The sequence below is a fragment of the Streptomyces sp. ISL-36 genome, from assembly GCF_018614205.1.
GTDB lineage: Bacteria > Actinomycetota > Actinomycetes > Streptomycetales > Streptomycetaceae > Streptomyces.
The window spans coordinates 1-26,659 of sequence record NZ_JAGGOS010000087.1 but is presented as its reverse complement, the minus strand read 5'-3'; the positions used below and the strand labels follow the sequence as shown (position 1 = coordinate 26,659).

At 71.2% G+C, this 26,659-nt stretch carries 21 protein-coding genes and 2 pseudogenes; 11 read left to right on the top strand and 12 right to left on the bottom strand.

Annotated features, from left to right (window positions below; translation table 11 throughout):
• From J7E93_RS22580 to J7E93_RS22565, 4 genes and pseudogenes are all read left to right on the top strand, one after another.
• A pseudogene (locus tag J7E93_RS22580) lies at positions 1-180 on the top strand (hypothetical protein); the annotation flags it as partial.
• Positions 177-593: a DUF4439 domain-containing protein gene (locus J7E93_RS22575; protein ID WP_215071752.1), complete on the top strand. Its 417-nt coding sequence runs from the start codon at positions 177-179 to the stop codon at positions 591-593. The pseudogene J7E93_RS22580 and the gene J7E93_RS22575, both read left to right, overlap by 4 nt.
• Before the next feature lie 47 nt (positions 594-640).
• Complete coding sequence (locus J7E93_RS22570; protein WP_215071751.1) at positions 641-1,540, top strand: aminoglycoside phosphotransferase family protein; 900 nt, start codon at positions 641-643, stop codon at positions 1,538-1,540.
• Between the two features lie 47 nt (positions 1,541-1,587).
• On the top strand, positions 1,588-2,613 hold the full coding sequence (locus tag J7E93_RS22565; RefSeq protein ID WP_251066928.1) for a slipin family protein: 1,026 nt from the start codon (positions 1,588-1,590) through the stop codon (positions 2,611-2,613).
• Between the two features lie 109 nt (positions 2,614-2,722).
• On the opposite strand, the gene J7E93_RS22560 is transcribed toward J7E93_RS22565, so the two are convergent.
• From J7E93_RS22560 to J7E93_RS22525, 8 genes are all read right to left on the bottom strand, one after another.
• Entirely contained in the window at positions 2,723-4,417 is a 1,695-nt protein-coding gene (locus tag J7E93_RS22560; protein ID WP_215071750.1) for a proline--tRNA ligase, read from the bottom strand.
• 68 nt (positions 4,418-4,485) lie between these two features.
• Positions 4,486-5,043 carry a GNAT family N-acetyltransferase gene (locus J7E93_RS22555; protein ID WP_215071749.1) on the bottom strand — a complete coding sequence of 186 codons (558 nt, stop codon included), beginning with the start codon at positions 5,041-5,043 and terminating at the stop codon, positions 4,486-4,488.
• 29 nt (positions 5,044-5,072) lie between these two features.
• Positions 5,073-5,918: a GNAT family N-acetyltransferase gene (locus J7E93_RS22550; RefSeq protein WP_215071748.1), complete on the bottom strand. Its 846-nt coding sequence runs from the start codon at positions 5,916-5,918 to the stop codon at positions 5,073-5,075.
• Between the two features lie 142 nt (positions 5,919-6,060).
• Complete coding sequence (gene ispG, locus J7E93_RS22545; RefSeq protein ID WP_215071747.1) at positions 6,061-7,218, bottom strand: flavodoxin-dependent (E)-4-hydroxy-3-methylbut-2-enyl-diphosphate synthase; 1,158 nt, start codon at positions 7,216-7,218, stop codon at positions 6,061-6,063.
• A 102-nt stretch (positions 7,219-7,320) separates the two neighbouring features.
• Entirely contained in the window at positions 7,321-8,625 is a 1,305-nt protein-coding gene (locus J7E93_RS22540) for an RIP metalloprotease (RefSeq protein ID WP_215071746.1), read from the bottom strand.
• Positions 8,622-9,893 carry a 1-deoxy-D-xylulose-5-phosphate reductoisomerase gene (gene dxr / locus J7E93_RS22535; RefSeq protein WP_374105417.1) on the bottom strand — a complete coding sequence of 424 codons (1,272 nt, stop codon included), beginning with the start codon at positions 9,891-9,893 and terminating at the stop codon, positions 8,622-8,624. Before dxr ends, J7E93_RS22540 begins: the two co-directional genes overlap by 4 nt.
• Positions 9,894-9,918: 25 nt before the next feature.
• Positions 9,919-11,157 carry a 3-phosphoshikimate 1-carboxyvinyltransferase gene (gene aroA, locus J7E93_RS22530; protein WP_215071744.1) on the bottom strand — a complete coding sequence of 413 codons (1,239 nt, stop codon included), beginning with the start codon at positions 11,155-11,157 and terminating at the stop codon, positions 9,919-9,921.
• A gap of 131 nt (positions 11,158-11,288) precedes the next feature.
• Complete coding sequence (locus tag J7E93_RS22525) at positions 11,289-13,211, bottom strand: acyl-CoA dehydrogenase family protein (protein WP_215071743.1); 1,923 nt, start codon at positions 13,209-13,211, stop codon at positions 11,289-11,291.
• A 360-nt stretch (positions 13,212-13,571) separates the two neighbouring features.
• Between J7E93_RS22525 and J7E93_RS22520 the strand changes: the two genes are divergently transcribed.
• Entirely contained in the window at positions 13,572-13,892 is a 321-nt protein-coding gene (locus J7E93_RS22520; protein ID WP_215071742.1) for a hypothetical protein, read from the top strand.
• A gap of 379 nt (positions 13,893-14,271) precedes the next feature.
• On the opposite strand, the gene J7E93_RS37315 is transcribed toward J7E93_RS22520, so the two are convergent.
• Complete coding sequence (locus tag J7E93_RS37315; RefSeq protein ID WP_251066926.1) at positions 14,272-14,877, bottom strand: tryptophan 2,3-dioxygenase family protein; 606 nt, start codon at positions 14,875-14,877, stop codon at positions 14,272-14,274.
• 159 nt (positions 14,878-15,036) lie between these two features.
• On the opposite strand from J7E93_RS37315, the gene J7E93_RS22510 reads away from it, so the two are divergent.
• Genes J7E93_RS22510 through J7E93_RS22500 form a run of 3 tightly spaced genes read left to right on the top strand, consistent with a single transcriptional unit; the run spans position 15,037 to position 19,823 of the window.
• A complete protein-coding gene (locus J7E93_RS22510) occupies positions 15,037-16,236 on the top strand; it encodes an ABC transporter substrate-binding protein (protein ID WP_215071741.1) in 1,200 nt (399 codons plus the stop codon).
• Between the two features lie 31 nt (positions 16,237-16,267).
• Positions 16,268-17,092: a xanthine dehydrogenase family protein subunit M gene (locus tag J7E93_RS22505; RefSeq protein WP_215071740.1), complete on the top strand. Its 825-nt coding sequence runs from the start codon at positions 16,268-16,270 to the stop codon at positions 17,090-17,092.
• Positions 17,093-17,096: 4 nt separating this feature from the next.
• Positions 17,097-19,823, top strand: a complete 2,727-nt coding sequence (locus tag J7E93_RS22500; RefSeq protein WP_215071739.1) for a molybdopterin cofactor-binding domain-containing protein — start codon at positions 17,097-17,099, stop codon at positions 19,821-19,823.
• A gap of 337 nt (positions 19,824-20,160) precedes the next feature.
• On the opposite strand, the gene J7E93_RS22495 is transcribed toward J7E93_RS22500, so the two are convergent.
• The gene (locus tag J7E93_RS22495) at positions 20,161-21,546 is read right to left on the bottom strand and encodes an FAD-binding oxidoreductase (protein WP_215071738.1); all 1,386 of its coding nucleotides are present in this window, start codon (positions 21,544-21,546) and stop codon (positions 20,161-20,163) included.
• 220 nt (positions 21,547-21,766) lie between these two features.
• Between J7E93_RS22495 and J7E93_RS22490 the strand changes: the two genes are divergently transcribed.
• The 3 genes and pseudogenes from J7E93_RS22490 (at position 21,767) to J7E93_RS22480 (ending at position 23,533) form a co-directional block, all read left to right on the top strand.
• The gene (locus J7E93_RS22490) at positions 21,767-22,054 is read left to right on the top strand and encodes a DUF3303 family protein (protein WP_215071737.1); all 288 of its coding nucleotides are present in this window, start codon (positions 21,767-21,769) and stop codon (positions 22,052-22,054) included.
• Positions 22,055-22,056: 2 nt separating this feature from the next.
• Positions 22,057-22,370: pseudogene (locus J7E93_RS22485) on the top strand (glycosyltransferase); the annotation flags it as partial.
• Between the two features lie 23 nt (positions 22,371-22,393).
• Positions 22,394-23,533 carry a Fic family protein gene (locus J7E93_RS22480; protein ID WP_215071736.1) on the top strand — a complete coding sequence of 380 codons (1,140 nt, stop codon included), beginning with the start codon at positions 22,394-22,396 and terminating at the stop codon, positions 23,531-23,533.
• 229 nt (positions 23,534-23,762) lie between these two features.
• On the opposite strand, the gene J7E93_RS22475 is transcribed toward J7E93_RS22480, so the two are convergent.
• On the bottom strand, positions 23,763-25,208 hold the full coding sequence (locus tag J7E93_RS22475) for an aldehyde dehydrogenase family protein (protein WP_215071735.1): 1,446 nt from the start codon (positions 25,206-25,208) through the stop codon (positions 23,763-23,765).
• A 178-nt stretch (positions 25,209-25,386) separates the two neighbouring features.
• Positions 25,387-26,370 carry an EamA family transporter gene (locus J7E93_RS22470; protein WP_215071734.1) on the bottom strand — a complete coding sequence of 328 codons (984 nt, stop codon included), beginning with the start codon at positions 26,368-26,370 and terminating at the stop codon, positions 25,387-25,389.
• Positions 26,371-26,659 lie beyond the last annotated feature (289 nt).

Below are 26,659 nucleotides of genomic sequence, written 5' to 3'. Positions count from 1 at the left end.
GCCGTACCGGCCGATCCGGCCGCCGCGCTGCGGGAGCTGACCGCCGCCGTCCGCAGGACCGCCGACACGCACACGGCCGCGCTGCTGGACGCGCCGCCGGAGTACGCGCGGCTGCTCGCCTCGGTGGCGGCCGCCACGGCGGTCCACGCCTATCTGCTGACCGAAGGAGGCCGGGGATGAGCGCGCTCGACGCGGCACAGGCCGCCCTCGCCGCCGAGCACGCGGTGGTGTACGGGTACGGGGTGGTCGGGGGCCGGATCGGCGCCGAGCGCCGCGCGGAGGCCACGGCGGCGTACGAGGGACACCGGGCCCGGCGGGACGCGCTGCGCCGGACCGTACGGGACCTGGGCGGCGAACCGGCCGCCGCCGCGGCCGGTTACGAACTGCCGTTCGCGGTGCCGGACACGGCCGCGGCCGTACGTCTCGCGGCGGTCCTGGAGGACCGGGTGGCGGCGGTGTACTCCGATCTCGTACGGGCCGCGGAGGGGCCGCTGCGGCGGGAGGCGGCCGCCGCGCTGCGCGAGGCGGCGGTACGGGCCGTCCGCTGGCGCGGCACCGGCGTAACCTTTCCTGGGCTCGCCGAGCGGGTGTGAGTCCGGCCCTGACCAGGCACCGGTACTGCGGAAGGAACAACGCACGCATGGGTTTCGAACCGCCGCAGCGACTGGTGCGGGCGCTCGGCGAGACGTACGGGGACGCGGTCGCGGCCGAGTGGCTCGGCAAGCTGCCCGAGCTCACCGGGGCCGCGCTGGACCAGGCCTCCCTGACGACCGAACGGGTGGTGGCCCCCGGCGGCCGGAGCAGCCTGGTGCTGCTCGTCCGGCGGTCCGACGACTCCCCCGCCGCGCTGAAGATCGCCCCCGCGTTCACCTGGCCCGAGCGGGAACGGGACGCGCTGGCGCACTGGAACGGCTGGGGCGCGGTCCGGCTGCTCGGGTCGGGCGAGGACGGCCCGCTGGTGCTCGAACGGCTGCACCCCGAGGTGTCGCTGCGGTCCCTGCCCGAGGCGAAGGCCCTCCTGGAGGCGGCGGGGACGGTACGGAAGCTGTGGGTGGACCCGCCGGCGGAGCACGGCTTCGAGTCGGTCGCCGCGCGCACGGCCCGCCAGGCGGTCGCGATGGCGGAGTACCGCGCCGACCCCGAGGCCGGTGCGCTGACCGCCGCCGCGCTGGCGGCGCGCGAGGAGCTGGCCGCCCACTCCCCCGAGACCCTGCTGCTGCACGGCTGCTTCCGGCAGGGCAAGGTCCTGGCCGGTGACCGCGCCCCCTGGCTCGCCGTCGGCCCCGAGCCGCTGGTCGGCGAGCGGGCCTACGACCTGGCCCGCCTGGTGCGGGACCGGGTCGAGGACCTGGTGGCCGCCTCGGCGGGCGCTTCGGCGGCCCGCAGGCGGGTCAACAAGCTGGCGGACTCCCTGGAGGTGGACCGGGAGCGGCTGCGCGGCTGGACGCTGTTCCGGGCGGTCGAGTCGGGCACCCGTGCGCTGGCGGCCGGGCGGCGGCAGGACGCGGAGCTGTTGTTGGAGTTCGCGGGCTGGCTGTAGGGGCATACCCTTGCTGTAACACTCGGCTCGGACCTCTGGGGGCCGTGATGCTCGAGGAGCTGTTGACGGCGGCGGCGGGCGTGGGAACGGCCGTGGTGGTGTACACGGCCGCGGCGGCCCGCGTGGTGAAGCAGTACGAACGGGGCGTGGTCTTCCGCTTCGGCCGGCTGCTGAGTGACGTCCGCCAGCCCGGTTTCACGATGATCGTTCCGGGCGTCGACCGGCTGCACAAGGTGAACCTGCAGATCGTGACCCTGCCGGTGCCCGCGCAGGAGGGCATCACCCGGGACAACGTGACGGTGCGGGTGGACGCGGTCGTCTACTTCAAGGTGGTCGACGCGGCGGACGCGCTGGTGCGGGTGGAGGACTACCGGTTCGCGGTCTCGCAGATGGCGCAGACCTCGTTGCGGTCGATCATCGGCAAGAGCGACCTGGACGACCTGCTGTCCAACCGGGAGAAGCTCAACCAAGGTCTCGAACTGATGCTGGACAGCCCTGCGATGGGGTGGGGGGTCGCCATCGACCGGGTCGAGATCAAGGACGTCTCGCTGCCGGAGACGATGAAGCGCTCGATGGCGCGGCAGGCGGAGGCGGACCGCGAGCGGCGGGCGCGGGTGATCAACGCGGACGCGGAGCTGCAGGCGTCGAAGAAGCTCGCGGAGGCGGCGGCGGTGATGTCGGACCAGCCGGCGGCGTTGCAGCTGCGGCTGCTGCAGACGGTGGTGGCGGTGGCGGCGGAGAAGAACTCGACGCTGGTGCTGCCGTTCCCGGTGGAGTTGCTGCGGTTCCTGGAACGCGCGGCGCAGGCCCAGGGGCCCGCGGACGCGAGCGCGGGCGTGAGCGCGGGCAGGGCCGCGGCGCCGGAGACTGCCCCGGCGGCCCCCGCCGTCCCGGTGGCACCGCCCGAGAGCTTCGAGGAGCCCCTTACCACTCTCCCGGGCGAACCCGGCGCTCGGAGCGCTGCCGAGCCCCCGCTTCCCGACCTGGACGACTTCGAGGACGAGGAGGAGCTGCAGGAGGACACCGTGGCGGGCGCCCCGGTGGACCCGTCCCCCCGGGACGGGGCGCTCTGAGAGGCCACCCCCGCGGCGGAGCGGGTGGCGAGGGGGCTCAACCAGCCCCTCGCCACCCGCTCCCGCGTCGCTTGCCGTCAGACGCTCAGACGCTCAGGCACTCAGGCACTCAGGCACTCAGGCGGGCGATCGCCTCGGCGACCGTCAGTTCCTCGCGCTCACCCGTGCGGCGGTCCTTGAGCTCCAGGACGCCCTCGCCCGAGCGGCGGCCGGCGACCAGGATCTTCGGGACGCCGATGAGCTCGGCGTCGGTGAACTTCACGCCCGGGGAGACGCCCGCGCGGTCGTCGACCAGGACCCGCAGGCCGGCCGCCTTGAGCTGCTCGGAGACGTCGAGCGCCAGCTCGGTCTGGAGGGCCTTGCCGGCGGCCACGACGTGGACGTCGGCCGGGGCGACCTCGGCGGGCCAGCACAGGCCCTTGTCGTCGGCGTGCTGCTCGGCGAGGGCCGCGACGGCGCGCGAGACGCCGATGCCGTACGAGCCCATGGTGACCCGGACCGGCTTGCCGTTCTGGCCGAGGACGTCGAGCTGGAAGGCGTCGGCGTACTTGCGGCCGAGCTGGAAGATGTGGCCGATCTCGATCGCGCGGTCCATCTTCAGGCCGGTGCCGCAGTTGGGGCAGGGGTCGCCCTCCTCCACCACGACGACGTCGAAGTAGTCGTCGACCTCGAAGTCACGGCCGGCGACGACGTTCTTCGCGTGCTTGCCCGGCTTGTTGGCGCCGGTGATCCAGGAGGTGCCGGCGGCGATCCGCGGGTCGGCGATGAAGCGGACCTTGTCCAGGCCCTGCGGGCCGACGTAGCCGCGTACCAGGTCCGGGCGGCCCTCGAAGTCCTCGGCGGTGACGAGCTCGACGGTGGCGGGGGCCAGGTGGTCCTCCAGCTTGCCGAGGTCCACCTCGCGGTCGCCGGGCACGCCGACGGCCACGATCTCGCCGTCGACCTTGACCAGCAGGTTCTTCAGCGTGGCGGAGGCCGGGACGCCGAGGTGGGCGGCGAGGGTCTCGATGGTCGGGGTGTCGGGGGTGTCCAGCTCCTCGACCGGGCCGACCGCGGAGCCGTCCACCGCCGGGGCCTTGAAGGTCACGGCCTCGGTGTTGGCGGCGTACTCGCAGTTCGGGCAGTACACGAAGGTGTCCTCGCCGGCTGCCGCCGGGGCCAGGAACTCCTCGGACGCCGAGCCGCCCATGGCGCCGGAGATCGCCGAGACGATCTTGTGGTCGAGGCCGAGACGGTCGAAGATCTTGATGTACGCCTCGCGGTGCAGGCGGTACGACTCGACCAGGCCCTCGTCCGTCGTGTCGAAGGAGTACGAGTCCTTCATCTGGAACTCGCGGCCGCGCAGGATGCCCGAGCGGGGACGCGCCTCGTCGCGGTACTTCGTCTGGATCTGGTAGAGGATCACCGGCAGGTCCTTGTAGGACGTGCACTGGTCCTTGACCAGCAGGGTGAAGATCTCCTCGTGCGTCGGGCCGAGGAGGTAGTCGCCGCCCTTGCGGTCCTGGAGGCGGAACAGCTCGGCGCCGTACTCCTCCCAGCGGCCGGAGGCCTCGTAGGGCTCCTTGGGCAGCAGCGCGGGCAGCAGCACCTCCTGCCCGCCGATCGCGTCCATCTCCTCGCGCACCACGCGGGCGACGTTCTCCAGGACCTTCATGCCGAGCGGCAGCCAGGACCAGATGCCCGCGGCGTTGCGGCGGACGTAACCGGCGCGGACGAGCAGTTTGTGGCTGAGCGTCTCGGCGTCCGCCGGGTCGTCGCGCAGTGTCTTGACCATCAATCGGGACATGCGCTGGACCTGGGCCATGGGGAACTCTCCTGCGGTGAAAAGTGTGATGGCCCCGAGGTTAGCCGGGTGGCCCTCGCGGGCGGAAATCAGTTCCGCCCGGAGGCCTTCCTCCGCAGCGGCAGCGGGGCGCCCATCACGGCGTACGGACGCGGTGCGCTGGGGAAGTGGACCTGGCGGGCCAGATCGGTGTAGCCCAGGGCGCGGTACAGGGCGCGGGCCGGGCTCTCGGTGTCGATGGCGGAGAGGATCGAGCGGGGCTGTTCGGCGCGGTCGGTGATGGTGGTGATCAGTTCCCGGCCCAGGCCGCGCCCCTGGTGTGCGGGGTGGACGTGGAGTTCGGTGATCACGAAGGAGTCGTCGAGCCACTCCACGGTGCCGGTGGCGCGGAGGTACGGCTCGACGACACCGGACCACCAGTGGGAGCGGTCGTTGGGCATGCCGTACACGAAGCCGACGAGCCGGCCGGTGGCGGTGGTCGCGCCGTACGCGCAGGCGCCGGGGTTGAGCAGATGGCGCAGCACGATGTGCCGTCGTACGACGATCTCGTCCTCGCTCAGTCCGAAGGCGCGCGCCTGCACGTCGAGGGCTTCGTCGACCCGCGCGGCGAGATTGACCGGTCCGATCGTGACGTCAGCGTCATCCATGGCCGCACCCTACAAGTCGGTCCGTCGCCTCAGAACAGCACGCTCATGAAGGCGCCGACCTCGCGGAAGCCGACCCTGCGGTACGCGGCCCTGGCAGGGGTGTTGTAGTCGTTGACGTAGAGGCTGGCCACGGGGGCGATGTCGGTGAGGGCGTAGCGCAGTACGGCGGCCATGCCGCCCTCGGAGAGGCCCTTGCCCCGGTGTTCGGGGGCCACCCACACGCCCTGGATCTGGCAGGCCTGGCGGGTGGCGGCGCCGATCTCCGCCTTGAAGACGACCTTGCCGTCCTCGATCCGGGCGAAGGAGCGGCCGGTGCCGACGAGTTCGGCGACGCGGGCCTGGTAGAGCAGTCCGCCGTCGCCGGCCATCGGCGAGATGCCGACCTCCTCGGTGAACATGGCCACGCAGGCGGGCATGATCACCTCCATCTCGTCCTTGCGGATGCGGCGGACGAGGGGGTCGGGCTCGACGGTGGCGGAGGGCTCCTCGGTGACCATCAGCGGCTGGTGGGCGCGGACGTCCCGGGCGGGGCCCCAGCTGGGTTCCAGGAGCCGCCAGAGCTGGGCGGTGGGCTCGGCGGGGCCGACGATGGAGGAGCAGCGGCGGCCGGACCTGCGGGCCCGGTCGGCGAAGGCGCGGACGGCCTCGGGGGTGGCGCAGAGGGGGACGAGGTTGGCGCCGGAGTAGCACAGGGAGCGCAGCTGCCCGTCGGCGTACCAGCCCCACATCTCGCCGCCGAGGCGCCAGGGATCGAGTCCGGCCGCCTGGACGCGGGCCGCGACGAAGGCGTTCTCGACAGGGGCGCTCTCCAGGACGGCGAGCGCGGCGCCGAGGTCGGCGGGTTCGAGGACCCGGGTGGTGGTCTGCGTCAACACGAGGGGGCCTCACCATGCGGTCTGCTGATCTCCGCACTTTACCTGGCGGCTCGCCGCGGTGGCGGGCGAGCGGAGGAGCGAGTGCGACGAAGCCCCGGCGCACGGGGTGCGGCGGGGCTTCGTGGGGTGCGTACGGTGGGGATCAGCCGACGGTGACGACCTCGGGCTCGCCGCTCATCACGCCGTCCTTCTCCATCTGCTCGGCGATCTTCATCGCCTCCTCGATGAGGGTCTCGACGATCTTCGACTCGGGGACGGTCTTGATGACCTCGCCCTTGACGAAGATCTGGCCCTTGCCGTTGCCGGAGGCGACGCCGAGGTCGGCCTCGCGGGCCTCGCCGGGGCCGTTGACGACACAGCCCATGACGGCGACGCGGAGCGGCACCTCCATGCCCTCCAGGCCGGCGGTGACCTCTTCGGCGAGCTTGTAGACGTCGACCTGGGCGCGGCCGCAGGACGGGCAGGAGACGATCTCCAGGCGGCGCTGGCGCAGGTTGAGCGACTCCAGGATCTGGATGCCGACCTTGATCTCCTCGGCCGGCGGGGCCGAGAGGGAGACGCGGATGGTGTCGCCGATGCCCTCGGAGAGCAGGGCGCCGAAGGCGACGGCGGACTTGATGGTGCCCTGGAAGGCGGGGCCGGCCTCGGTGACGCCGAGGTGCAGCGGGTAGTCGCACTGGGCGGCGAGCTGGCGGTAGGCGTTGACCATCACGACCGGGTCGTTGTGCTTGACCGAGATCTTGATGTCGCGGAAGCCGTGCTCCTCGAAGAGGGACGCCTCCCAGAGGGCGGACTCGACGAGCGCCTCGGGGGTCGCCTTGCCGTACTTCTTCAGCAGGCGGGCGTCGAGCGAACCGGCGTTGACGCCGATACGGATCGGGGTGCCCGCCGCGGAGGCCGCCTTGGCGATCTCCTTGACCTTGTCGTCGAACTGCTTGATGTTGCCCGGGTTGACCCGGACGGCGGCGCAGCCGGCGTCGATGGCGGCGAAGACGTACTTCGGCTGGAAGTGGATGTCGGCGATGACCGGGATCTGCGACTTCTTCGCGATGATCGCGAGCGCGTCGGCGTCGTCCTGCGTGGGGCAGGCCACGCGGACGATCTGGCAGCCGGAGGCGGTCAGCTCGGCGATCTGCTGGAGCGTGGCGCCGATGTCGGAGGTACGGGTCGTCGTCATCGACTGCACCGACACGGGTGCGTCGCCGCCGACGGCCACCGATCCGACCTGGATCTGGCGGCTCTTGCGCCGCTCAGCGAGCTTGGTCGGAACGGACGGGATTCCGAGTGAAATCGCGGTCATCAGCTGTACAACCCCAAGGTGTGGTTCATCGGGCTCAGGTCTTCGAGATTACCGCCCCGGCGGCGGGCGGCCGGACATCCCGGGGGTCCGGCCGCCCTTCGGTCATGTCAGTTTCACCGGGTTGACGATGTCCGCGGCCAGGACGAGCAGCGTGAAGCAGACGAAGACGCCCGCCACGACGTAGGCGGCCGGCATCAGCTTGGCGACGTCGAACGGGCCCGGGTCGGGGCGCCGGAAGATCCGCGCGACGTTCCGGCGTACGGACTCCCACAGGGCGCCCGCGATGTGCCCGCCGTCGAGCGGCAGCAGCGGCAGCATGTTGAACAGGAACAGCGACACGTTGAACATGACCAGCAGGTTCATGAACATGACGAGGATCGTCTGCGGCGGTGCGTCGATGGTCATCAGCTCGCCGGTGATGCGGGCGGCGCCGACGACGCCGACCGGGGAGTCCTGCTTGCGCTCCCCGTCGCCGAAGGTGGCGTCCCACAGGTCGGGGATCTTGCCGGGGAGGGCGACGACGGACGCCGCGCCGGCCTTCAGCTGCTCGCCCATGCGGTCGGACGTCTCGCCGAAGCTGAGCGGCATGACCTCGGGCTTGGGCGCGAAGCCGAGGTAGCCGGCGTCGACGTAGGTGAGGGGCCGGACGACGTCGCCGTCGGCGTCCTTCTTCTCGACCTTGTTGGTGACGAGGGTGGGGTGCAGGTCCACGCGCTCGCCGCCCCGTTCGACGGTGATCGTGGCGGGGCCGATGGTGGCGCGGATGTGCGCGGAGAGGTTGTTCCAGTCGTTCACGGGCGTGCCGTTGAAGGCGACGATCTTGTCGCCCTCCTTCAGGCCGGCCGCGTGCGCCGGGGAGACGGGGTCCGTGTCGGCGCACTTCTCGCGCTTCTCGCTCAGCTTGATGACGCACTTCTGGACGCCGCCGACCTTGGTCGTCGGACCTTCGATGCCGAGCAGCATCATGCTGCCGAAGAAGAGCGCGACGGCCAGGACCAGGTTCATGAACGGTCCGGCGAACATCACGATGACGCGCTTCCAGGGCTTGCGCGTGTAGAAGAGCCGCTTCTCGTCGCCGGGCTGGAGCTCCTCGAAGGAGGCCTCGCGGGCGTCCTCGATCATGGCGCGCCAGGGGGAGGTGGAGCGGGCCTCGATCCGGCCGTCCTTGCCGGGCGGGAACATGCCGATCATGCGGATGTAGCCGCCGGCCGGGATGGCCTTGATGCCGTACTCCGTCTCCCCCTTCCTCTTCGACCAGACGGTGGGACCGAAGCCGACCATGTACTGGGGCACGCGGATGCCGAAGAGCTTGGCCGTGGAGAGGTGGCCGAGTTCGTGCCAGGCGATCGACACGAGCAGGCCGAGTGCGAACAGCACCAGGCCGAGGACGTACAAGAGAACGGTCATGCGCGCGCCTCCGCGATTGCCTTCGCTGCCAGCTCCCGGGCCCGGGCGCGGGCCCAGGTCTCCGCTTCGAGGACGTCCGACACCGTGAGTGAGGTTCCCGTGGCGGGCGTTCCGGTGAGAGTGCCGTGCTCGGTGACGACTGCCGTGACCGTATCCATGATTCCGTTGAACGGCAGCCGTCCGTCGAGAAACGCCGCCACGCACTCCTCGTTCGCCGCGTTGAAGACGGCGGGTGCGGTGCCGCCCAGCTCACCGACGTGGCGGGCGAGGGAGACGGACGGGAAGGCCTCGGTGTCCAGGGGGAAGAACTCCCAGGTGGAGGCCTTCGTCCAGTCGAAGGCGGGGGCGGCGTCCGGGACGCGCTCGGGCCAGCCGATGCCGATGGCGATCGGGCCGCGCATGTCGGGCGGGGTGGCCTGGGCGAGCGTGGAGCCGTCGGTGAACTCCACCATCGAGTGGACGTACGACTGGGGGTGGACGACGACCTCGATGCGGTCGAAGGGGATGTCGTACAGGAGGTGCGCTTCGATGACCTCCAGGCCCTTGTTGACGAGGGTGGCGCTGTTGACCGTGATGACCGGGCCCATCGCCCAGGTGGGGTGGGCGAGCGCGTCCTCGCGGGTGACGTGCGCCAGCTCGTCGCGCGTACGGCCGCGGAAGGGGCCGCCGGAGGCGGTGACGACCAGCTTGCGGACGTCCGCGCGGGTGCCGGCGGCGAGCGCCTGGAAGAGGGCGGCGTGCTCGGAGTCGACCGGGATGATCTGACCGGGCTCGGCCAGCGCCTTGACCAGCGGGCCGCCGACGATCAGCGACTCCTTGTTGGCGAGGGCGAGGGTGCGCCCGGCTTTCAGGGCGGCGAGCGTGGGCGCCAGGCCGATGGAGCCGGTGATGCCGTTGAGCACCGTGTGGCAGGGGGAGGCGGCCAGCTCGGTGGCGGCGTCCGGGCCCGCGAGGATCTCGGGCAGCGGCTCGGAGCCGTACAGCACCTTCAGCGCGTCGCGGAGCTCGGGCACCACGTCCTCGCGGGCGACGGCGACCGTGGCGACCCGCAGCCGGTGCGCCTGCTCGGCGAGCAGCCCGACCCGGCCGCCGGAGGCGGCGACGCCGGTGACGCGGAAGCGGTCGGGGTTGCGCAGGACCAGGTCGATGGCCTGGGTGCCGATGGACCCGGTGGCGCCGAGGACGACGATGTCCCGGCGGCCTTCGGCTGGATCGAAGGCGATGTGCGGGTCGGCGAGAGGAGAGGGGCGGTCGCTCATGCCCCCCATTCTTGCGGTAAAGCCTGTGCGGGCTTCACGGGGTGCGGGTGAACGCCTCGAAGGCGTGGTGGAAGTCGGGGAAGGTCTTCCGTACGCAGCCGGGGTCGTCGAAGGTGATGCCGGGGGTGCGCAGAGCGGTGACGGCGAAGGACATGACGATCCGGTGGTCGCCGTGGGTGGTGATCTCGACGCCGGTCGGGGCCGGGGTGCCGGGGTGGATCTCGATCCAGTCGGGGCCGGTGGTGACGGTGATGCCGAGGCGGCGAAGGTTCTCGGCGCAGGCGTCGAGGCGGTCGCACTCCTTGACCCGGGTGTTGGCGACGTCCTCGATGCGGACCGGTCCGTCGGCGAAGGGCGCGAGGGCGGCGAGCGTCGGCATGGTGTCGGAGATGTCGCGCATGTTGACGGTGAGGCCGCGCAGGGTGCCGGTGCCGCGGACGGTGGTGGCCGTCCCGGTGATCTCCACTTCGGCACCCATCCGGCGCAGGACGTCGACGAAGCGGAGATCGCCCTGGAGGGCGCCGGTGCCGAGGCCGGGGACGGTGACGCTGCGGCCGGGTTCGAGGGCGGCGGCGGCGAAGAAGTAGCTGGAGGTGGAGGCGTCGGGCTCGATGCGGTAGGTGGTCGCCCGGTAGCCGGTGGGGGCGACGGTGTAGGTGCGGCCGTCCTGGGTGATGTGCGCGCCGAAGGCCCGCATCATCGCGAGGGTGATCTCGACGTAGGGCTCCGAGACCAGGTCGGTGACGGTGATCGCGAGGCCCTCGGCGGTGAGCGGGCCGAGCATGAGGAGCGCGGTCAGGTACTGGGAGGACTGGCCGGCGTCGAGGGTGAGCGCGCCGCCCTTGATGCCGTGGGCGGCGACGGTGAGGGGGTGGTGGCCCTCGTGCTCCTCGTGGCGGAGGTCGACGCCGAGGTGGCGCAGGGCGGTCGTGAGGGGGCCGAGGGGGCGGCGGCGCATCTGGGGAGAGGCGTCGAAGCGGAAGGTGCCGTGGCCGGCGGCGGCGAGGGTGGGCAGGAAGCGGGCGGTGGTGGCGCCGTCGCGGCAGTACACGTCCGCGGCGTCGCGGGCCGGCCCGGCGGGGCGGCCTTCGATGTGCCAGGCCCCGGGCTCCTGCCGGACCTCGTAGCCGAGGGCCTTGAGCCCTTCGGCGAAGCCCTCGCTGTCGTCGGAGAGCAGGGGCTTGAGGAGCGTGGTGGTCCCGTCGGCCGCGGCGGCGAGGAAGAGGGCGCGGGCGGTGACGGACTTGGAGCCGGGGATGTCGATGACGGTCACGGGGGCCATGGTGCCGGGTCCTCCCGCCCTTGTGGGCAGACGTTCCGCATGGCGGAACGGGCGGCCACAAGGGCGGGACCGGCGGCCCGGCGAGGGCTGCCCGGCGAGGGCCCTCGCCGGGCGGCGCCGGTCTACGGGATCCTGCGGTGGACGTTCTCCTTCGTCGGGGCGCCGGGGGTGGTGTCCGCGATCCAGGGGCCGTCGTCGCTGGCGTCCACCACGCCCGCCTCCAGCCACGTGAAGCGGCCGGCCAGCACCCCGTCCACCACCTTGCGGTCGAGGTCGTCCGTGTTGTCCCAGAGCCGGCCGAACAGCTCCTCGACCCGCAGCCGCGACTGGCGGCAGAACGCGTCCGCGAGCGCGTGGGCCTCCTTGCCGTGCTCCCCCGTCGACCGCAGGTGCTCCGCCCGTACGCAGGCCGCGCTCATCGCGAACAGCTCCGCGCCGATGTCGACGATCCGCCCGAGGAACGCCTGCTTCAGCTCCATCCGGCCCTGCCACCGTGACATCGCGTAGAAGGTCGAACGGGCGAGCTTGCGCGAGGTCCGCTCGACGTACCGCAGATGCGTCGCGAGCGCGCCGAACTCCCGGTAGGCGCCCGGGACCTGCCCCTGTCCGGCGACGAGCTTGGGCAGCCAGCGTGCGTAGAAGCCGCCCGCCCGCGCCCCCGCCCGCGCCTTGTCGCCGAGCGACTTCTCGGGGTCGATGATGTCGCCGGCCACGGCGAGGTGGGCGTCCACCGCCTCCCGGGCGATGAGCAGGTGCATGATCTCGGTCGAGCCCTCGAAGATCCGGTTGATCCGCAGGTCGCGCAGGAGCTGTTCGGCCGGTACGGCCCGTTCGCCGCGGGCCGCCAGCGAGTCCGCCGTCTCGTAGCCGCGTCCGCCCCGGATCTGGACCAGTTCGTCGGCGATGAGGCAGCCCATCTCGGAGCCGTAGAGCTTGGCGAGGGCGGCCTCGATACGGATGTCGTTGCGGTCCTCGTCGGCCATCTGCGAGGAGAGGTCGACGATCGCCTCCAGGGCGAAGGTCGTCGCGGCGATGAAGGAGATCTTCGTGCCGACGGCCTCGTGGCGGGCGACCGGCTTGCCCCACTGCTCCCGTACCGCTGCCCACTCGCGGGCGATCTTGAGGGACCATTTGCCGGCGCCCACGCACATCGCGGGGAGCGAGAGCCGGCCGGTGTTCAGGGTGGTGAGGGCGATCTTGAGGCCCGCGCCCTCGGGGCCGATGCGGTTCTCGGCCGGCACCCGCACACCGTGGAAGCGCGTGACGCCGTTCTCCAGGCCGCGCAGGCCCATGAAGGCGTTGCGGTGCTCGACGGTGATGCCGGGTGAGTCGGCCTCGACGACGAAGGCGGTGATGCCGCCCCTGTGCCCCTCGGACTTCGGCACCCGCGCCATGACCACCAGCAGGTCGGCGACGACGCCGTTGGTCGTCCAGAGCTTCACGCCGTCGACGACGTAGTCGTCCCCGTCCGGCACCGCCGTCGTGGCGAGCCGGGCCGGGTCGGAGCCCACGTCCGGCTCGGTGAGCAGGAAGGCCGAGATGTCCGTACGGGCCAGGCGCGGCAGGAAGGCGTCCCGCTGCTCCTGGGTGCCGAAGATTTTCAGTGGCTGCGGTACGCCGATCGATTGATGGGCGGAGAGCAGGGCGCCGATCGCGGGGCTCGCGGAGCCGACGAGGGCCAGGGCCCGGTTGTAGTACACCTGGGTGAGGCCGAGGCCGCCGTACTTGGTGTCGATCTTCATCCCGAGGGCGCCGAGCGCCTTGAGGCCGGCGACGACCTCGTCGGGGATCCGGGCCTCGCGTTCGATCCGCCGGCCGTCGATCTCCGTCTCGCAGAAGTCCCGCAGCTTGGCGAGGAAGGCCTCTCCGCGCCGTACGTCCTCCTCGGAGGGGAGGGGGTGGGGGTGGATGAGGTCCAGCCGGAAGCGGCCGAGGAAGAGTTCCTTGGCGAAGCTGGGTTTGCGCCAGTCCTGCTCGCGCGCGGCCTCGGCGACCTGACGCGCTTCTCGTTCCGTGACTTTGGGCCGCTGGGTGGGTGCGGACATGCGGAGCTCACCTCGCCGCTCGTCGGGGGCTCTTGTAGGACTTGTGGCTACCCGTCCGTAGTACCCGATTTCGCGGAGTTCGGATAGACGAGTCGTAGGCGAGCAGCCTCGCCCGGCCCTCTTGCGTGCCGTAGCCGCGGTCGGGAACCCGCGGACCCCGGACTGCCTCACCGACCTGTCGCGGCGGCGATGCCGGGGGCCGCATCGGTAGCGCCCGTTCAAGGTGGCGCGGAAAGCGTAGGGGGGCGGGATCGCCGGGCCCTCACTGCCGACCCGGTTCGATGACGCCGGCCGCCGTCGACCTGTGCGGGTGCCCGGCCCTCCCCCGCGGCGGAAGATCTTCGCGCGAGAAGCGGACCCGTGGCGGCCGGATCGGCACGGCCGGAGAGCAGCGAGACGCTGTGGACGGACCGCGCCCGTGTCCGGTGGTCTGTCCCTGCCCGTGGCACGGCGAACGGCACGGAGCCGGTCACCTCGCACGAGTCCGACGTGCTCCTCGCCGTCTCCAGCCGTGGCGTGACGCTCTTCATGGCGACCCATGACCCGTACGACGGCGAGGAGGCCCGTGAGTTCTTCACGCGCCTGATCCGGGAGCGCGGACGACAGGTGACCATCGTGCCCGGCTGGTGGCCGGACCGCGGGGCAGCCCTCCTGGACGCCTGGACGTCCGCGTGCACGTGAATCGGCTCGTCGTCCGGGCCCTGCTCCCCGGGCTTGTCGAGTGGCAGCGGGCGCAATCGTCGACCGTGGTACCTGGGCCAAGGGCGGCCGGCGAAGGCCGCGGACCTTCAGCGACATGGCCTTGAGGTGGGGACAGGCGTGCCGGCGAACGCGTGGCGGCGGCCCCACGGAGCCGGCCTGCCACGCGCTGGTGCCGCGCCCGCCACTTGAGGTGTCCGGCGAGCCGCTGATCCGACCGCCACCACCCTGAGTGATCAAGCCACCAGAGGAATCCGCCATTTCACGCCCCTGCGCGGCCGCCCTCGGGCAACCAGCACATTCCAGGGGGCAGCCAGGGACGCGGGCATGCGGTGCCTGTGGGTCGAGCTGTCGCCAGCCATTACGTATGGGGTGGCAAGTCGATCCGGGACCGCAGATAGGCCAGCCCCGAGGTCCCGTCCGTTCCGGCCTGGTCGCCGATCATCCGCTCGACGAGCAGCAGATGCCTCGTCTGCCAACGGATCACTGCGGCTCTCAGGGCCTGCAACTCTCCAGCCGCTTTCGCCGATGCCGCCTCGTCAGTGCCGACGCCGTCGACGGGGACCGCCGTCTGTCGCGGGAGGCAGTCCGGCGCCGCGATCTGCCGGAAGAGTTCGATGAACTGGCTCGACTGCGCTCCGCTGGCGTTGTCGAGGAGAGGGCGGAACGAGGCGAAGCTTTCGGGAGCAAGGTGATCGAGCAGCGCAAGGTGCGTCTCGAGTGCTGCCACGACCGCCGTGGCCCGTCGCAGGGCGGTGGCAGCCTCGGCCTCCTCGCCCGAGCGTGCCTGCCGCGACGCACTTCTCAGATCTACCAGTGCCTGGCTCACCAGTACTTCGGCGGACTGGTGCACGGTGATGAAGAAGCGCTCGTCCGCCCACTGCGCGGACTGCTCGTGGGGGGATCGGGGCTGTTGAAGGTCGAGGAGATCGGTAAGTCGCAGATAGCAGGCGTAGGGCGTCTCCATGGGCTCGATCATGACTCCGGGAGTCGATCACCCCTGGTATCGCGCCCCGGTCGGCGCCTGGATCACCCGATCGGCCCCCTTGACCGCTCAGCTCGCGGGGGAGCCTCGCTGTGTGCGCCAGTGGCCGGTTCCTGACCCGGAGCCCTTGTAGGGAGCATGATGAGCGAGTTCAGCGACGGGCGGGAACGCGTCCTTACGGTGGGAGTGGCCGTCGCCCGTTCGGGGCGGTTGGCGAACCTGGGGGACCCTTTGGCCTTCGCCATGACCCTGCTGGGGCCGAAACTGGCCACGCTCGGGCCCTCCGGATACAGGATCCGGTTGGCGAGCCGAGACAGCCGCTCCTGCGCCGAAGGCGCCCGGCAGGCGGTGAGGGAACTCGTCCGGGACGAGAACGCCACGATCATCCTGACGCTGGCCGGCACCGAGGTCCTGCCGGCGGTCGCGGACGCCTGCGAGGCCATCGGGGTTCCGTGCCTGTCGAGCACCTTTCCCTGGCAGGTCTACTACTACGGCCGCGGAGCGGACGACGACCGACCCTTCGACTGGACGTACCACTTCTGCTGGGGCCTGAACGACATCGCCGATACCTTCGCCGACCTGTGGGAGCAGGTGAACGGCGCGCCGCACACGGTCGGCTGTTTGTGGAACGACGGGCCGCAGGGCGAATGGTCCAGGCACCCGCGGCATGGTTTCGCCCCGGCAGCACGCGCCCGGGGGCACCGGCTCCTGGAACCGGCGCCCTACCGCGAACCGGCCACCGGACTCGACGCGCACGTCACGGCCTTCCGCGACGCTGAAGTCGGCATCGTGACCAGCGCGGCCACCGGCCAGGACCTGGCGCTGTTCCGGGCCCGAGCCGCCGGGAGCGGCTGGCAGCCCCGTCTGATCACCTGCTCGCGCTGGCTGGCCTACCCGCCGTCGGTCACCAGCACCGGTCGGCAGCCGGCCCAGGCCGACGTGGCAACCCTGGCCTACTGGACACCGGCCCACCCCTACGCTTCGTCCCTCGACGGCATGACCGCGGCCGAACTGGCGGAGGCGTACGAACAGGAGACGGGACGTCAGTGGCTGCAGCCGCTGGGCTTGGCCTACGCCCTGCTCGAAGTCGCCGCGCACGCGCTGACCACTGCCGACGAGCCGACCGATCGCCGTTCCGTCGCCACCGCTCTGGGCAAGAGCCGACTGGAGACCATCGCGGGTGTACTCGACTGGACCGCGGGCCCCGTGCCCAACATCGCCACCGTCCCGTTGGCCGGCGGACAGTGGCAGCGAGGAGCTCGCCACGACTTCGAACTCACCGTCGTCACCAGCGGGCAGGTCGACGGACTTCCCGTCGGTGGTGACCTCACCACGGTCTGACTCGCGGCCCGACGGACAAGCGGAAGGACACATGGACCTGCCAGGGGTGCGTGAGATCGTCGACGGACGAAGCCGTCTGCCGTGGCAGGCGGGAGACGCGTGGCTGGCGGGCGGTACGGTGCTGTTCGGCGCGTCCCGACCCGATCTGAAGCGGTTGCGGGATCTGAGCACGTGGGGATGGACGCCGCTCGCCGTAACCGAGAGCGGCCTCGTTGTGTCGGCCACCTGCACTCTTGCGGAGCTGCTGTCGTTCGCCGAGGCGCCGGACGGACCGTGGCCGACGGGACGGGCGCTCATCGCCCACTGCTGCCGGGCGTTCTCGTCCTCCTTCAAGGTATGGAACACCGCGACGGTGGGCGGAAACCTGTGCGCGGCCCTGCCGGCCGGCCCGATGATCTCCCTCGCGGTGGCGCTGCGGGGCGTGTGCCGGGTGCTGGGCCTTGATGGACGGGTACGTACAGTGCCCGCCGAGGAGTTCGTGACGGGGCCAGGGAGCACGGTGCTGCACCCGGGCGAGCTGCTTCGCTCGGTCGAACTGCCCGCCGCCGCGCTGGCGGAGCTCAGCGCGGTGCGCAGGGTCAGTACCCACCCGTGGGGCAGGTCAGCCGCCCTGGTCATCGGCGTTCGGGCGCCGGTGACCGCGGGGCTCACCGTTGCCGTCACCGCTGCCACGACTCGGCCGTTGTCCGTCTCCTTCAGCCGCGTGCCGTCCGCCGCAGAGCTGCGGCGGACGCTACGGGAAGTCTTCACGCCCGACCTCGCCTTCGAGGATGTTCACGGGCGGGCGGACTGGCGCCGGCACCTGGCCGAGCACCTGGCGGAAGAGGTCCGGCGCGAGCTGGCGGAGGAGGTCTAGGCGAATGTCCTTCATCGTGCGCGTCGATGGCGAGGAAAGCCATGAACCGCCGCGGCCGGGACAGTGCCTGCGCACCTATCTGCGCGATCAAGGCCGCCGTATCGGGGTGAAGAAGGGCTGTGACACGGGCGACTGCGGCGCCTGCACCGTGCACGTGGACGGACTGGCCGTGCACAGCTGTCTGTATCCGGCCCACCGGGCCGACGGGCGCGCGGTGACGACTGCCGAGGGCTTGGGTGCCGACGGCCGGGTGCATCGCGTGCAGGAGGAGTTCATCCGGTCGAGGGCCTTCCAGTGCGGCTACTGCACGCCGGGGTTCGTCATGACGGCCGCCGCCCTGTCCGCGGAGCAGCTGGGTGACCTGCCGCAGGCCCTGAAGGGCAACCTGTGCCGGTGCACCGGCTATCGGCCCATCGGTGACGCGGTACGGGCCGCTCACTTCCGAGAGGACGGGGGATCGCGCTGCCGCACACCGGGCGGGGCTGACCCGGTCGCCCGCGAGGTCGTCACCGGCACCGCACGCTTCACCCTGGACCACCCCGAGCCGCCTGGCATGCTGCACGTCGCGCTGGTGCGCTCCCCGCACCGGCACGCCCGGATCCTGGACATCGACGCCATCGCCGCGCGGGCCGTTCCGGGCGTCCACGCTGTACTCACCCACCACGACGCACCCCGCACCCGCTTCTCCACGGCCCTGCACGAGAACACTGACGACGATCCTGCCGATGCCCGCGTCCTGGACGACGTCGTACGTCACGTCGGGCAGCGCGTCGCCGCCGTCGTCGCCGAAAGCCCCGCCACCGCCGCAGAGGCCGCCCGGCTGGTCCACGTCACCTACCAGGTCCTGCCCGCCGTCACCGATCCCGAGCACGCCCTCGGCCCCGATGCGATCCGCGTGCACGAGGACGGCAACATCGCCGGCGAGTTCCACCGGACCATCGGAGACACCGAACGCGGCCTGGCCGAGGCGGACATCGTCTATGAGGAAACCTTCCACACCCAGCGGGTGCAGCACACCGCCCTGGAATGCCACGCCAGCAGGGCCTGGACCGACCCGGACGGCCGCCTCCGCCTGCATTGCGCCACCCAGGCCCCTCATCTCGTCCGCCGACGCCTGTGCGAGGTATTCGCAGTCCCCGAGGACCGCCTGCGCGTCACCACCGGACGCCTGGGCGGGTCCTTCGGCCGGGGTCAGGACCTGCAGACCGAGCACATCGCCCTGCTCGCCACCCTGCGCACCGGGCGCCCCGTTCAACTGGAGAACACCCGCACTGACGAACTGACCGCCACCACCACCCGTCACCCCTTCCACGTCCGGGTCACACTCGGTGCGCGCCACGACGGCACCCTCACGGCGCTGAAGCTGCGTGTCGTCTGTGACACCGGCGCCTACGGCAACCAGGGACCGTCCGTCCTCAACGTCGCCTGTACGGAAGCCATCGCCCAGTACCGCTGCGCGAACGTCACCATCGAGGGTTACTGCGTGCGCACCCACAACGTGCCCGCCGGTGCCTTCCGTGGCTACGGCGCGGGCCAGCTCGCCTTCGCCGTCGAGTCCGCCCTCGACGAACTCGCCCACCGCCTCTCCCTCGGCCCCCTGACCATCCGCGAACGCGCCTACCTCCGCCCCGGTGAACAAGCAGCACTGCCCGGTGTCGCCGGGCAGCACCCGGTCATGGACACCGGCCTGGCCCGCTGCCTGAACACCCTCGGCGAGGTTCGCGCCCGCCGCCTGCGCACCCACCCGGTGGAGACCGGGCAACGCCGCCTGGTCGGTGAGGGCCTGGCCGTCGCCGCCCAGCACACCGTCCCCGCGGACGGACACATCGCCCAGGCAGTGGTCACCCTGCGATCCGACGGCGGCTACGACCTGGCCACCGCTGTCCCCGAGTTCGGCAGCGGCACCAGCACCGTGCTGCGCCGCATCGCCGCCGACGCGCTCACGACCGAGCCCCATCGCGTTCACCTCGTCGACGCCGACACCGACCTGCTCGACCACCACAGCGGCGGCTTCGCCTCCACCGGCATCGTCCTCACCGGGCACGCCGTCACCCAGGCGTGCCGGACACTCGCCGCGCGGATGCGGAAGGTGGCATCGGAGTGCACGACCACCGCCCCCGGCACCTGTCGACTGGGCCCGGACTTCGTCCACTGCGACGGCACACCGCTCCCGCTCACCGCACTTCATGCCCGTGCGAACGCGACCGGGACCCCGCTCCGCGCCACCGCCACCGCCCGCGCCGACGACGCCGTGCTGTCCATGGCCTTCAGCGCGCAGTGGTTTCGCGTCGAGGTCGACTCCGCGACCGGTCTCGTCCGCGTTCTCGACAGCGTGCACGTCGCCGACGCCGGCACCGTGATGGACACCGCCCAGTGCCGTGGGCAGATCGAAGGAGCCGTCGTCCAGGGAGTCGGCACCACGCTCCGGGAAGACCTGGTCACCGACTCCGAGGGCCATGTCACCACCCCCGACCTGCGCGCCTATCTCATCCCCCACTTCGAGGAGGTTCCGCCGACCGAAGTGCACCTCGTCGCCCCCGAAGCTTTGGACCGGTCCGTGATGTCAAAGCCGATGAGCGAGCTGCCGTTCAACCCCGTGGCCCCAGCACTGGCCAATGCCGTCCGCGGCGCGACTGGCTTCCGCTTCACCAGCCTGCCCCTGCGCCCTGACACCGTGTGGGCGGCGCTCGCAACGCCTCGTCTCAAGGCGGGGCCGGCCACAGCCGATTAACTTGCGCGGAACTCCGATCGAAAGACGGCCGGAGCCCCCGCACAGTGGGCCCCTCGCAGTGGCCCTGACCTGCGGTTTCTCTCTGACCTGCGGAAACGCCCGGCGTTTCGGTCCGCACTTTCATGCCTCCGGCCGCATCCACCCGCATCAACGATCATCCGTGTTCCCGTGGGAACACCCCCGGGAACACGCGTCATGGCGCCGCACCCGGCGGAACTCGTCGCTCCACCATGGCGCCGACCGGAGCGCATCGACGGGCCGGTGGTCATCTGACGCGCATGGTGATCGGCAAGACGCCTCCTCGTGCTGTGCCCCGGAGAGGACGCGCTGTTGGGTATCACCGCCCGCTCGGCCGGATGTTCGCGTTCAGGCGGAAGAGGTTCTCGGGATCGTACGTGTTCTTGAGGGACACGAGCCGCTCATAGTTCCCGCCGTAGGCCGCCCGCACTCGCTCCTCCCCCTCTTCTCCCAGGTTGTTCACGTATTCGGCTCCCAAGGAGAAGGGGCGCACCATGTCCCACCACCGCCGGACCCACTGCCGCTGCGTCTGGAGTTCCCCGGGGTCGGTCCAGATGGACGCAGCGAAGTTGTCGTACTGCGCGTTCCGGGGGCGGAACGCCGTGGCGGATGGGTCGACGCGGCTGACGGCACCGCCGTATTGCTGGAAGACGATGAGGGACCTGGGGGACGGGGCGCGGGCGAAGTGGTCCACCGTGGCCTCCACGGTGTCGTCGGCGATCCGTTCCAGGAAATGGGACTTCCAGTAGTAGCGGAGGCCGGTGGGGAAGAAGGTGTCGGCCGCGGCCTGAAGTTCCGTATATGCCACCGGGCCGATCCCGTCGACAAGCGGCGGGCCGAACTGCCGCAGTGGTCGCAGTACACGCTCGCCCTCCTCCACCGACCCGATGTAACACGCGGAGATGGCGAGCAATGGGTCGCCATCGGGCGACGTCAGGAAGATCGCGTCGGCCGACAGCTCGTCGGGAGCCGACAGGGAGTACTCGCCGTAGAACTTCAGCGCGGCCTTCGCCTTCTTCAGGGGGTGGACGACGACGCCTCCGAGCACTTCGGGGCCCACGCGGTGGAGCTGGAACGCGAAGGAGGTCGTGACCCCGAAGTTGGCTCCGGCGCCCCGCAGACCCCAAAAGAGCTCGGCGTTGTCGGACTCGTCTGCTCTCACCACCCGGCCGTCGGCGGTGACGACCTCCGCGGCCCGCAGATTGTCGCAGGAGAGGCCGTACCTCCGGGCCAGCCGGCCCACGCCGCCGCCCAAGGTGAGCCCTGCGACGCCCGTGTGCGTGACGACGCCAGCCGTCGTGGCCAGGCCCGATGCCTGCGTGGCTCGGTCCAGTTCCTTGAGGGTCGCCCCTCCCGCGACTCGGGCCGTGCAGCGCTCCGAATCGACCGCGACACCTCGCATGGGTGAGAGGTCGATCATCAGGCCGCCGGTGCACACCGCTTTGCCGGCGATGTTGTGCCCGCCTCCTCGCACCGACACCAGCAGGTCGTGCTCACGGGCGAAGGCGACGGCCTGAACGACGTCGGCCGCTCCGGAGCAGCGGGCGATCAGAGCGGGCCGGTGGTCGATCAAGCCGTTCCAGACTGCACGCGCCTGCTCGTAGGCGTGATCACCCGGGCGGAGCAGCCCGCCACGCAGCCCCGCGCCCAAGCGCTCGGCAGCCGATTCATCCAGGAGCACCAGCTCGCCGGTTCGCGATTGCACCGACAGGGACGGCATCGCGCCTCCCAGGAGTCTCTCTGGGCTCTGTGTCCAACGTTACGCCGCCGCACATCCGGCCATGTGGAGCGGTTGCCCTGCGTCACGTCGGCGTACGAGATGTTGCGGTGTGTGATCAGCGGGGTGAGGGTGGGCGGGACGGCACCGGATCCCCAGTGAGCGCGGATGAGACCGCACACGTCGCGGTGCGCGAGGAGAGCTTGCGATGCGGATGATGATGAAGGCCCGCATGGACACCCAGATGTCGAATCAGGTGACCAAGGGCGGAGCGATGCCCCAGTCGCTGAAGTCGACCCTCGAGCGGCTGAAGCCGGAGGCTGCCTACTTCACCCCTGAGGGCGGGCGCACCATGATCCTCGTGTTCGACATGCAGGACAGCTCGCAGCTGCCCTCCATCGCCGACCCGTTCTTCCAGGAGATGGGCGCCGAGGTCACGTTCGAGCCGGTCATGAACCTCGATGACCTGCAGAAGGGCCTTAGCGCCCTGCGGTAGCGCTGCGGCAGCGCGCGGCGGCTCTGCCTGTGGAGCTGTCGGGCCGGTACTACCTCGCCGGGTTCGTCGGCACGGAGCTCCCCGACTGCTGGCGCCGGCCGACGTCGTGATCTCCCGGAGCGGCGCCGGGACGCTCGCCGAGCTGACCGCGCTGGGCAAGCCTGCGGGACGCGGTGGGCCCGCTCCTCACCGATCCCGCACGGCGCGAGGCGATGGCGAGCGGGCCCGGGCGCACGGAAGGCCTGACGCGGCGAACATGCTTGTGGACGCGGTGAATCAGGAAGGAGCGAGAGAAGCACCACCAATGCGGAAATGATAGGTAGCAGGTATCATTCACTCATGTTGTATGCGACTCCCCGTCTCGGCTCCGACGATCACAAGGTGCTGGAACAGATCGACGGACTGCGTGAGCGCCTGCGTGATGCGGTGCAACAGGCCCCCATGAAGTGGACCCTCGATCTGCGCAAGGCGCTGACCGCCAGCGCGATCGCCGCGTCGAACACGATCGAGGGCTATCAGGTCGACGCGAAGGATGTCGCCGACCTGATGGACGGCGAGCGCGAAGTCGAGGCCAGCGACGAGAACAAGGCGGAGACCCTCGCCTACCAGCAGGCGCTGACATACATCCAGTCCCTCCACGACGTCACCGACTTCCAGTACAGCAAGGAACTCCTGAACGCGCTGCACTGGATGCTGCAGGGCCACCACCACCCGCTGCGGACAGCCGGCCAGTGGCGCAAGACCTCCATCCGCATCACCGCCCCGGGCGACGAGCTCGCCACCGACTATGACGGCCCCGGCCAAGAACTCGTACCCGGCCTCATGGCGGAGCTGGTGGACTGGCTCAACGACGGCGACCTCGAGGAACACGTCCTGATCCGGGCCGCGATGGCACACCTGAACCTGGTGAAGATCCACCCGTGGTCGGACGGCAACGGCCGGATGTCCCGCTCGCTGCAGACCCTGCTGATCGCCCGAGGTGGGGTGCTGGCTCCGGAGTTCTCCTCGATCGAGGAATGGTTGGGTATGCCCGGCAACACATGGGAGTACTACAAGGTGCTCCGCGAGGTCGGCGGACCGGTCTACTCGCCCGAGCGTGACACCCTGCCGTGGATCAAGTTCAGCCTCCTCGCCTACCACCAGCAAGCCCAGCGTGTGCAGCACCGGGTCAACCGCTCGAACGACTGCTGGATGCAGCTCATGGACCACGCCCAGGCTCACGGCATCAGCGAGCGGCAGGTCACCGCCCTCCACGAGGTGGCGATGGTGGGCCGGGTCAGGCGCTCACGCTACGAGCGGGCCGAGGCCATCAACACCCAGCAGGCCACCCGGGACCTCCAAGCCCTGACCAAGGCCGGAGTACTGACCGCGGTCGGACAGACCAAGGGCCGCCACTACACCGCCGGCCCCCGGTTCCCGCAGAACGTCCTGGCCACCGCCCGCAGGCCGCACACCATCTCCAACCCCTACACCGCGTAGCCGAACCCAGGACTGCCGACAACCCGTATCTGCGTGTGGCGGCCCCGGAATCGAACTTAGTGACCTGGTCCGGAGATCCTGTGGCGCTTAGCCCCACGCGTTCCCACAACTCTTCAGGGACTGCCAAGATTTGGCCATTCCTGCAGGTCAACGCAGGGATAAGGAAGACGGCCGGAGCCCCCGCACAGTGGGCTCCGGCCGCCGGTCTCGGTCCGTACAGGTGTACGGGTTACAGCGCGAGGCCCGTCAGGACCAGGACGCGCTCGTAGGTGTAGTCGTCCATCGCGTACCGGACGCCCTCGCGGCCGACGCCGGACTTCTTGGCGCCGCCGTACGGCATCTGGTCGGCGCGGTAGGACGGGACGTCGCCGATGATCACGCCGCCGACCTCCAGCGCGCGGTGGGCGCGGAAGGCGGTCTGCAGGTCGTGGGTGAAGACGCCGGCCTGGAGGCCGAAGTCCGAGTCGTTGACCGCGGCGAAGGCCTCGGCCTCGCCGTCGACCTTGGCGACCGTGAGGACCGGCCCGAAGACCTCGGCACGGGCGAGGGTGACATCGGCCGGGAGGTCGGTGAGCACGGTCGGGGCGTAGGTGGCACCCTCGCGCTTGCCGCCGGTGAGCAGCTTCGCACCGGCCTGGACGGCCTCGTCGACCCAGGACTCGACGCGCTGGGCGGCGTCCTCGTTGACCAGCGGGCCGACGTCCGTGGCAGAGTCGTTCGGGTCGCCGGTGACCTGGGCCTCGACGGCGGCGACGATCTTCGGCAGCAGCCGGTCGTAGACCGAGGCGTCGGCGATCACGCGCTGCACGGAGATGCAGGACTGGCCGCCCTGGTAGTTGGAGAAGGTGGCGATACGGGTCGCCGCCCAGTCCAGGTCCTGCTCGGACGCCCAGTCGCCGAGGACGACCGCCGCGGCGTTGCCGCCGAGCTCCAGGGTGCAGTGCTTGTGTGGCACGGACTGCTGGATGGCGAAGCCGACCTTGTCGGAGCCTGTGAAGGAGATGACCGGGAGGCGCTCGTCCTGGACGAGGGCGGGCATCCGCTCGTTCGGCACGGTCAGGACGGACCAGGAACCGGCCGGCAGGTCGGTCTCGGCCAGCAGCTCGCCCAGGATCAGGGACGAGATGGGCGTGGCCGGGGCGGGCTTGAGGATGATCGGGGCGCCGACGGCGATGGCCGGGGCGACCTTGTGGGCGCTGAGGTTCAGCGGGAAGTTGAACGGAGCGATGCCGAGGACGACGCCCTTGGGGATACGGCGGGTGAGCGCCAGGCGGCCGACGCCGCCGGCCTCGGTGTCGAGGCGCTGGGCCTCTCCGCCGTTGAAGCGGCGGGCTTCCTCGGCGGCGAAGCGGAACACGGAGACGGCGCGGCCGACCTCGCCGCGGGCCCACTTGATCGGCTTGCCGTTCTCGGCGGAGATCAGCTGGGCGATCTCCTCGGTGCGCTCGGCGAGACGCTTCGATACGTGGTCGAGGGCGGCGGCGCGGACGTGGGCCGGGGTCGCGGCGAACTCGTCGACGACGGCGTGGGCGGCTGCGACGGCCTCTTCGACCTGGGCCTCGGTGGGCACGCTGACCTTGCCGACGAGACGGCCGTCCCACGGGGAGGTGACGTCGAAGGTGGCCTCGCCGGTGGCCTCGCGGCCGGCGAGCCAGAAGGCGTGGGTGGCAGTCATTGCGTCCCGGCCCTTTCCGTATCGGTTGGTGTCGCTGACTCAGCGGGTGTCGCTGACTTGTTCACTGCCACGGTAGGGCCGAGGCGGCCGAGCGTCGTTTGTCCGGTGTGGAGTGGTGGGGGGTGCCGGTCTCGCCGGTTTGGCCGAAGCGGAGCCCTCGGCTCGCCGCTGCGGTCGATCAGCTTCTGCGTTCCGTCGAGACGATCAGGCACACTCCCGCCACGACGACCGCGCCGCCGAGGGCGATGGGCCAGGTGAGGGCCTCGTCGAGGACGAGCGCGCCGAGGAGCACCGCAACGACGGGGTTCACGTAGGCGTAGGTGGCGACGAGCGAGAGCGGGGCGCTCTGCAGCAGCCACGCGTACGCGGTGAAGGCGATCAGGGAGCCGAAGACGACGAGGTAGGCGAGGGCGATCCAGGAGCGGGCGGAGAAGGCGGTGGGGTCGAGACCGTACTGCTCGCCGCGGATCAGGCCGAGCGCGGCGCAGCCGAGGCCACCGGCGACCATCTCGTAGGCGCTGGCGGTGAAGGGGTTGGCGGGCATCGGGATGCGGGAGGACGAGAACGAGCCCACGGACCACAGCAGGGTCGCCACGACGACCAGGAGGACGCCGCCGATCCGGACCTCGCCGCTGAGGCCGGGGAGGGTGAGGACGGCGAGGCCGGCGAGGCCCAGGAGGACGCCGACGACGCCGCCGGGGGTGGGGCGCTGCCCGAAGACGGCCTTGATGACGACGACCCAGGCGGGCACGACGGCAACGAGCAGGGCGGCGAGCCCGGAGGGGACGGAGGTCTCGGCGAGCACGATGAGGCCGTTGCCACCGAGGAGCAGGAGCAGGCCGACGAGGGCGGCCGAGGCGAGCTGCGGGCGGGTGACCCGGAGCGTGGAGGGACCCTGCCGCCAGGCGATCAGCCCGGCGAGGAGGAGTCCGGCGACGACGAAGCGGAGCCCGGCGGAGAGGAACGGCGGCATCGTCTCGACGACGATCCGGATCCCGAGGTAGGTGGACCCCCAGACGACGTACACGATCCCGAGCGCGGCCCAGACGGCGCCGGAGATCCGGCGGACGGTGGGGGTGGAGGGGGTCGCGGGGGTGGTCGCAGCGGTCGGCGCGGACGCCTCGAGTTCGGAGGGGGCCGGATCGGCGGCGGGGCTTGTCATGTCCGGGAGATTATGGAATCGAGGCGGTTAAGGCTAGGAATTTTGCCCGTGATCGGGCAGCGACGGGGTGCTTTGGTGGCAGCAGGCGGCCGCGTGGGCTACGGAGCCGGCTGCGGGCTGCGGGCCACCGGGCTACCGGGCTACCGGGTTACAGGGCTACCGGGCTACCCGGGCTACCGGGCTACCGACCGTCGGGCCTCTGAGGCCCGCCCGTGGCCGCCGCACCGGCCTGCGGCTGCCCCGGCCCGGGCGCCCGCCGCCGGTGAGGCCCGTCCCGTGGCCGCCGCAC

Bases quoted from the DNA above. Each gene is read 5' to 3' on its own strand.
- J7E93_RS22575 (WP_215071752.1), top strand. From the start codon at position 177: ATGAGCGCGCTCGACGCGGCACAGGCCGCCCTCGCCGCCGAGCACGCG.
- J7E93_RS22570 (WP_215071751.1), top strand. From the start codon at position 641: ATGGGTTTCGAACCGCCGCAGCGACTGGTGCGGGCGCTCGGCGAGACG.
- J7E93_RS22565 (WP_251066928.1), top strand. From the start codon at position 1,588: ATGCTCGAGGAGCTGTTGACGGCGGCGGCGGGCGTGGGAACGGCCGTG.
- J7E93_RS22560 (WP_215071750.1), bottom strand. From the start codon at position 4,417: ATGGCCCAGGTCCAGCGCATGTCCCGATTGATGGTCAAGACACTGCGC.
- J7E93_RS22555 (WP_215071749.1), bottom strand. From the start codon at position 5,043: ATGGATGACGCTGACGTCACGATCGGACCGGTCAATCTCGCCGCGCGG.
- ispG (WP_215071747.1), bottom strand. From the start codon at position 7,218: ATGACCGCGATTTCACTCGGAATCCCGTCCGTTCCGACCAAGCTCGCT.
- J7E93_RS22540 (WP_215071746.1), bottom strand. From the start codon at position 8,625: ATGACCGTTCTCTTGTACGTCCTCGGCCTGGTGCTGTTCGCACTCGGC.
- dxr (WP_374105417.1), bottom strand. From the start codon at position 9,893: ATGGGGGGCATGAGCGACCGCCCCTCTCCTCTCGCCGACCCGCACATC.
- J7E93_RS22525 (WP_215071743.1), bottom strand. From the start codon at position 13,211: ATGTCCGCACCCACCCAGCGGCCCAAAGTCACGGAACGAGAAGCGCGT.
- J7E93_RS37315 (WP_251066926.1), bottom strand. From the start codon at position 14,877: ATGGAGACGCCCTACGCCTGCTATCTGCGACTTACCGATCTCCTCGAC.
- J7E93_RS22510 (WP_215071741.1), top strand. From the start codon at position 15,037: ATGAGCGAGTTCAGCGACGGGCGGGAACGCGTCCTTACGGTGGGAGTG.
- J7E93_RS22505 (WP_215071740.1), top strand. From the start codon at position 16,268: ATGGACCTGCCAGGGGTGCGTGAGATCGTCGACGGACGAAGCCGTCTG.
- J7E93_RS22500 (WP_215071739.1), top strand. From the start codon at position 17,097: ATGTCCTTCATCGTGCGCGTCGATGGCGAGGAAAGCCATGAACCGCCG.
- J7E93_RS22490 (WP_215071737.1), top strand. From the start codon at position 21,767: ATGCGGATGATGATGAAGGCCCGCATGGACACCCAGATGTCGAATCAG.
- J7E93_RS22480 (WP_215071736.1), top strand. From the start codon at position 22,394: ATGTTGTATGCGACTCCCCGTCTCGGCTCCGACGATCACAAGGTGCTG.
- J7E93_RS22475 (WP_215071735.1), bottom strand. From the start codon at position 25,208: ATGACTGCCACCCACGCCTTCTGGCTCGCCGGCCGCGAGGCCACCGGC.
- J7E93_RS22470 (WP_215071734.1), bottom strand. From the start codon at position 26,370: ATGACAAGCCCCGCCGCCGATCCGGCCCCCTCCGAACTCGAGGCGTCC.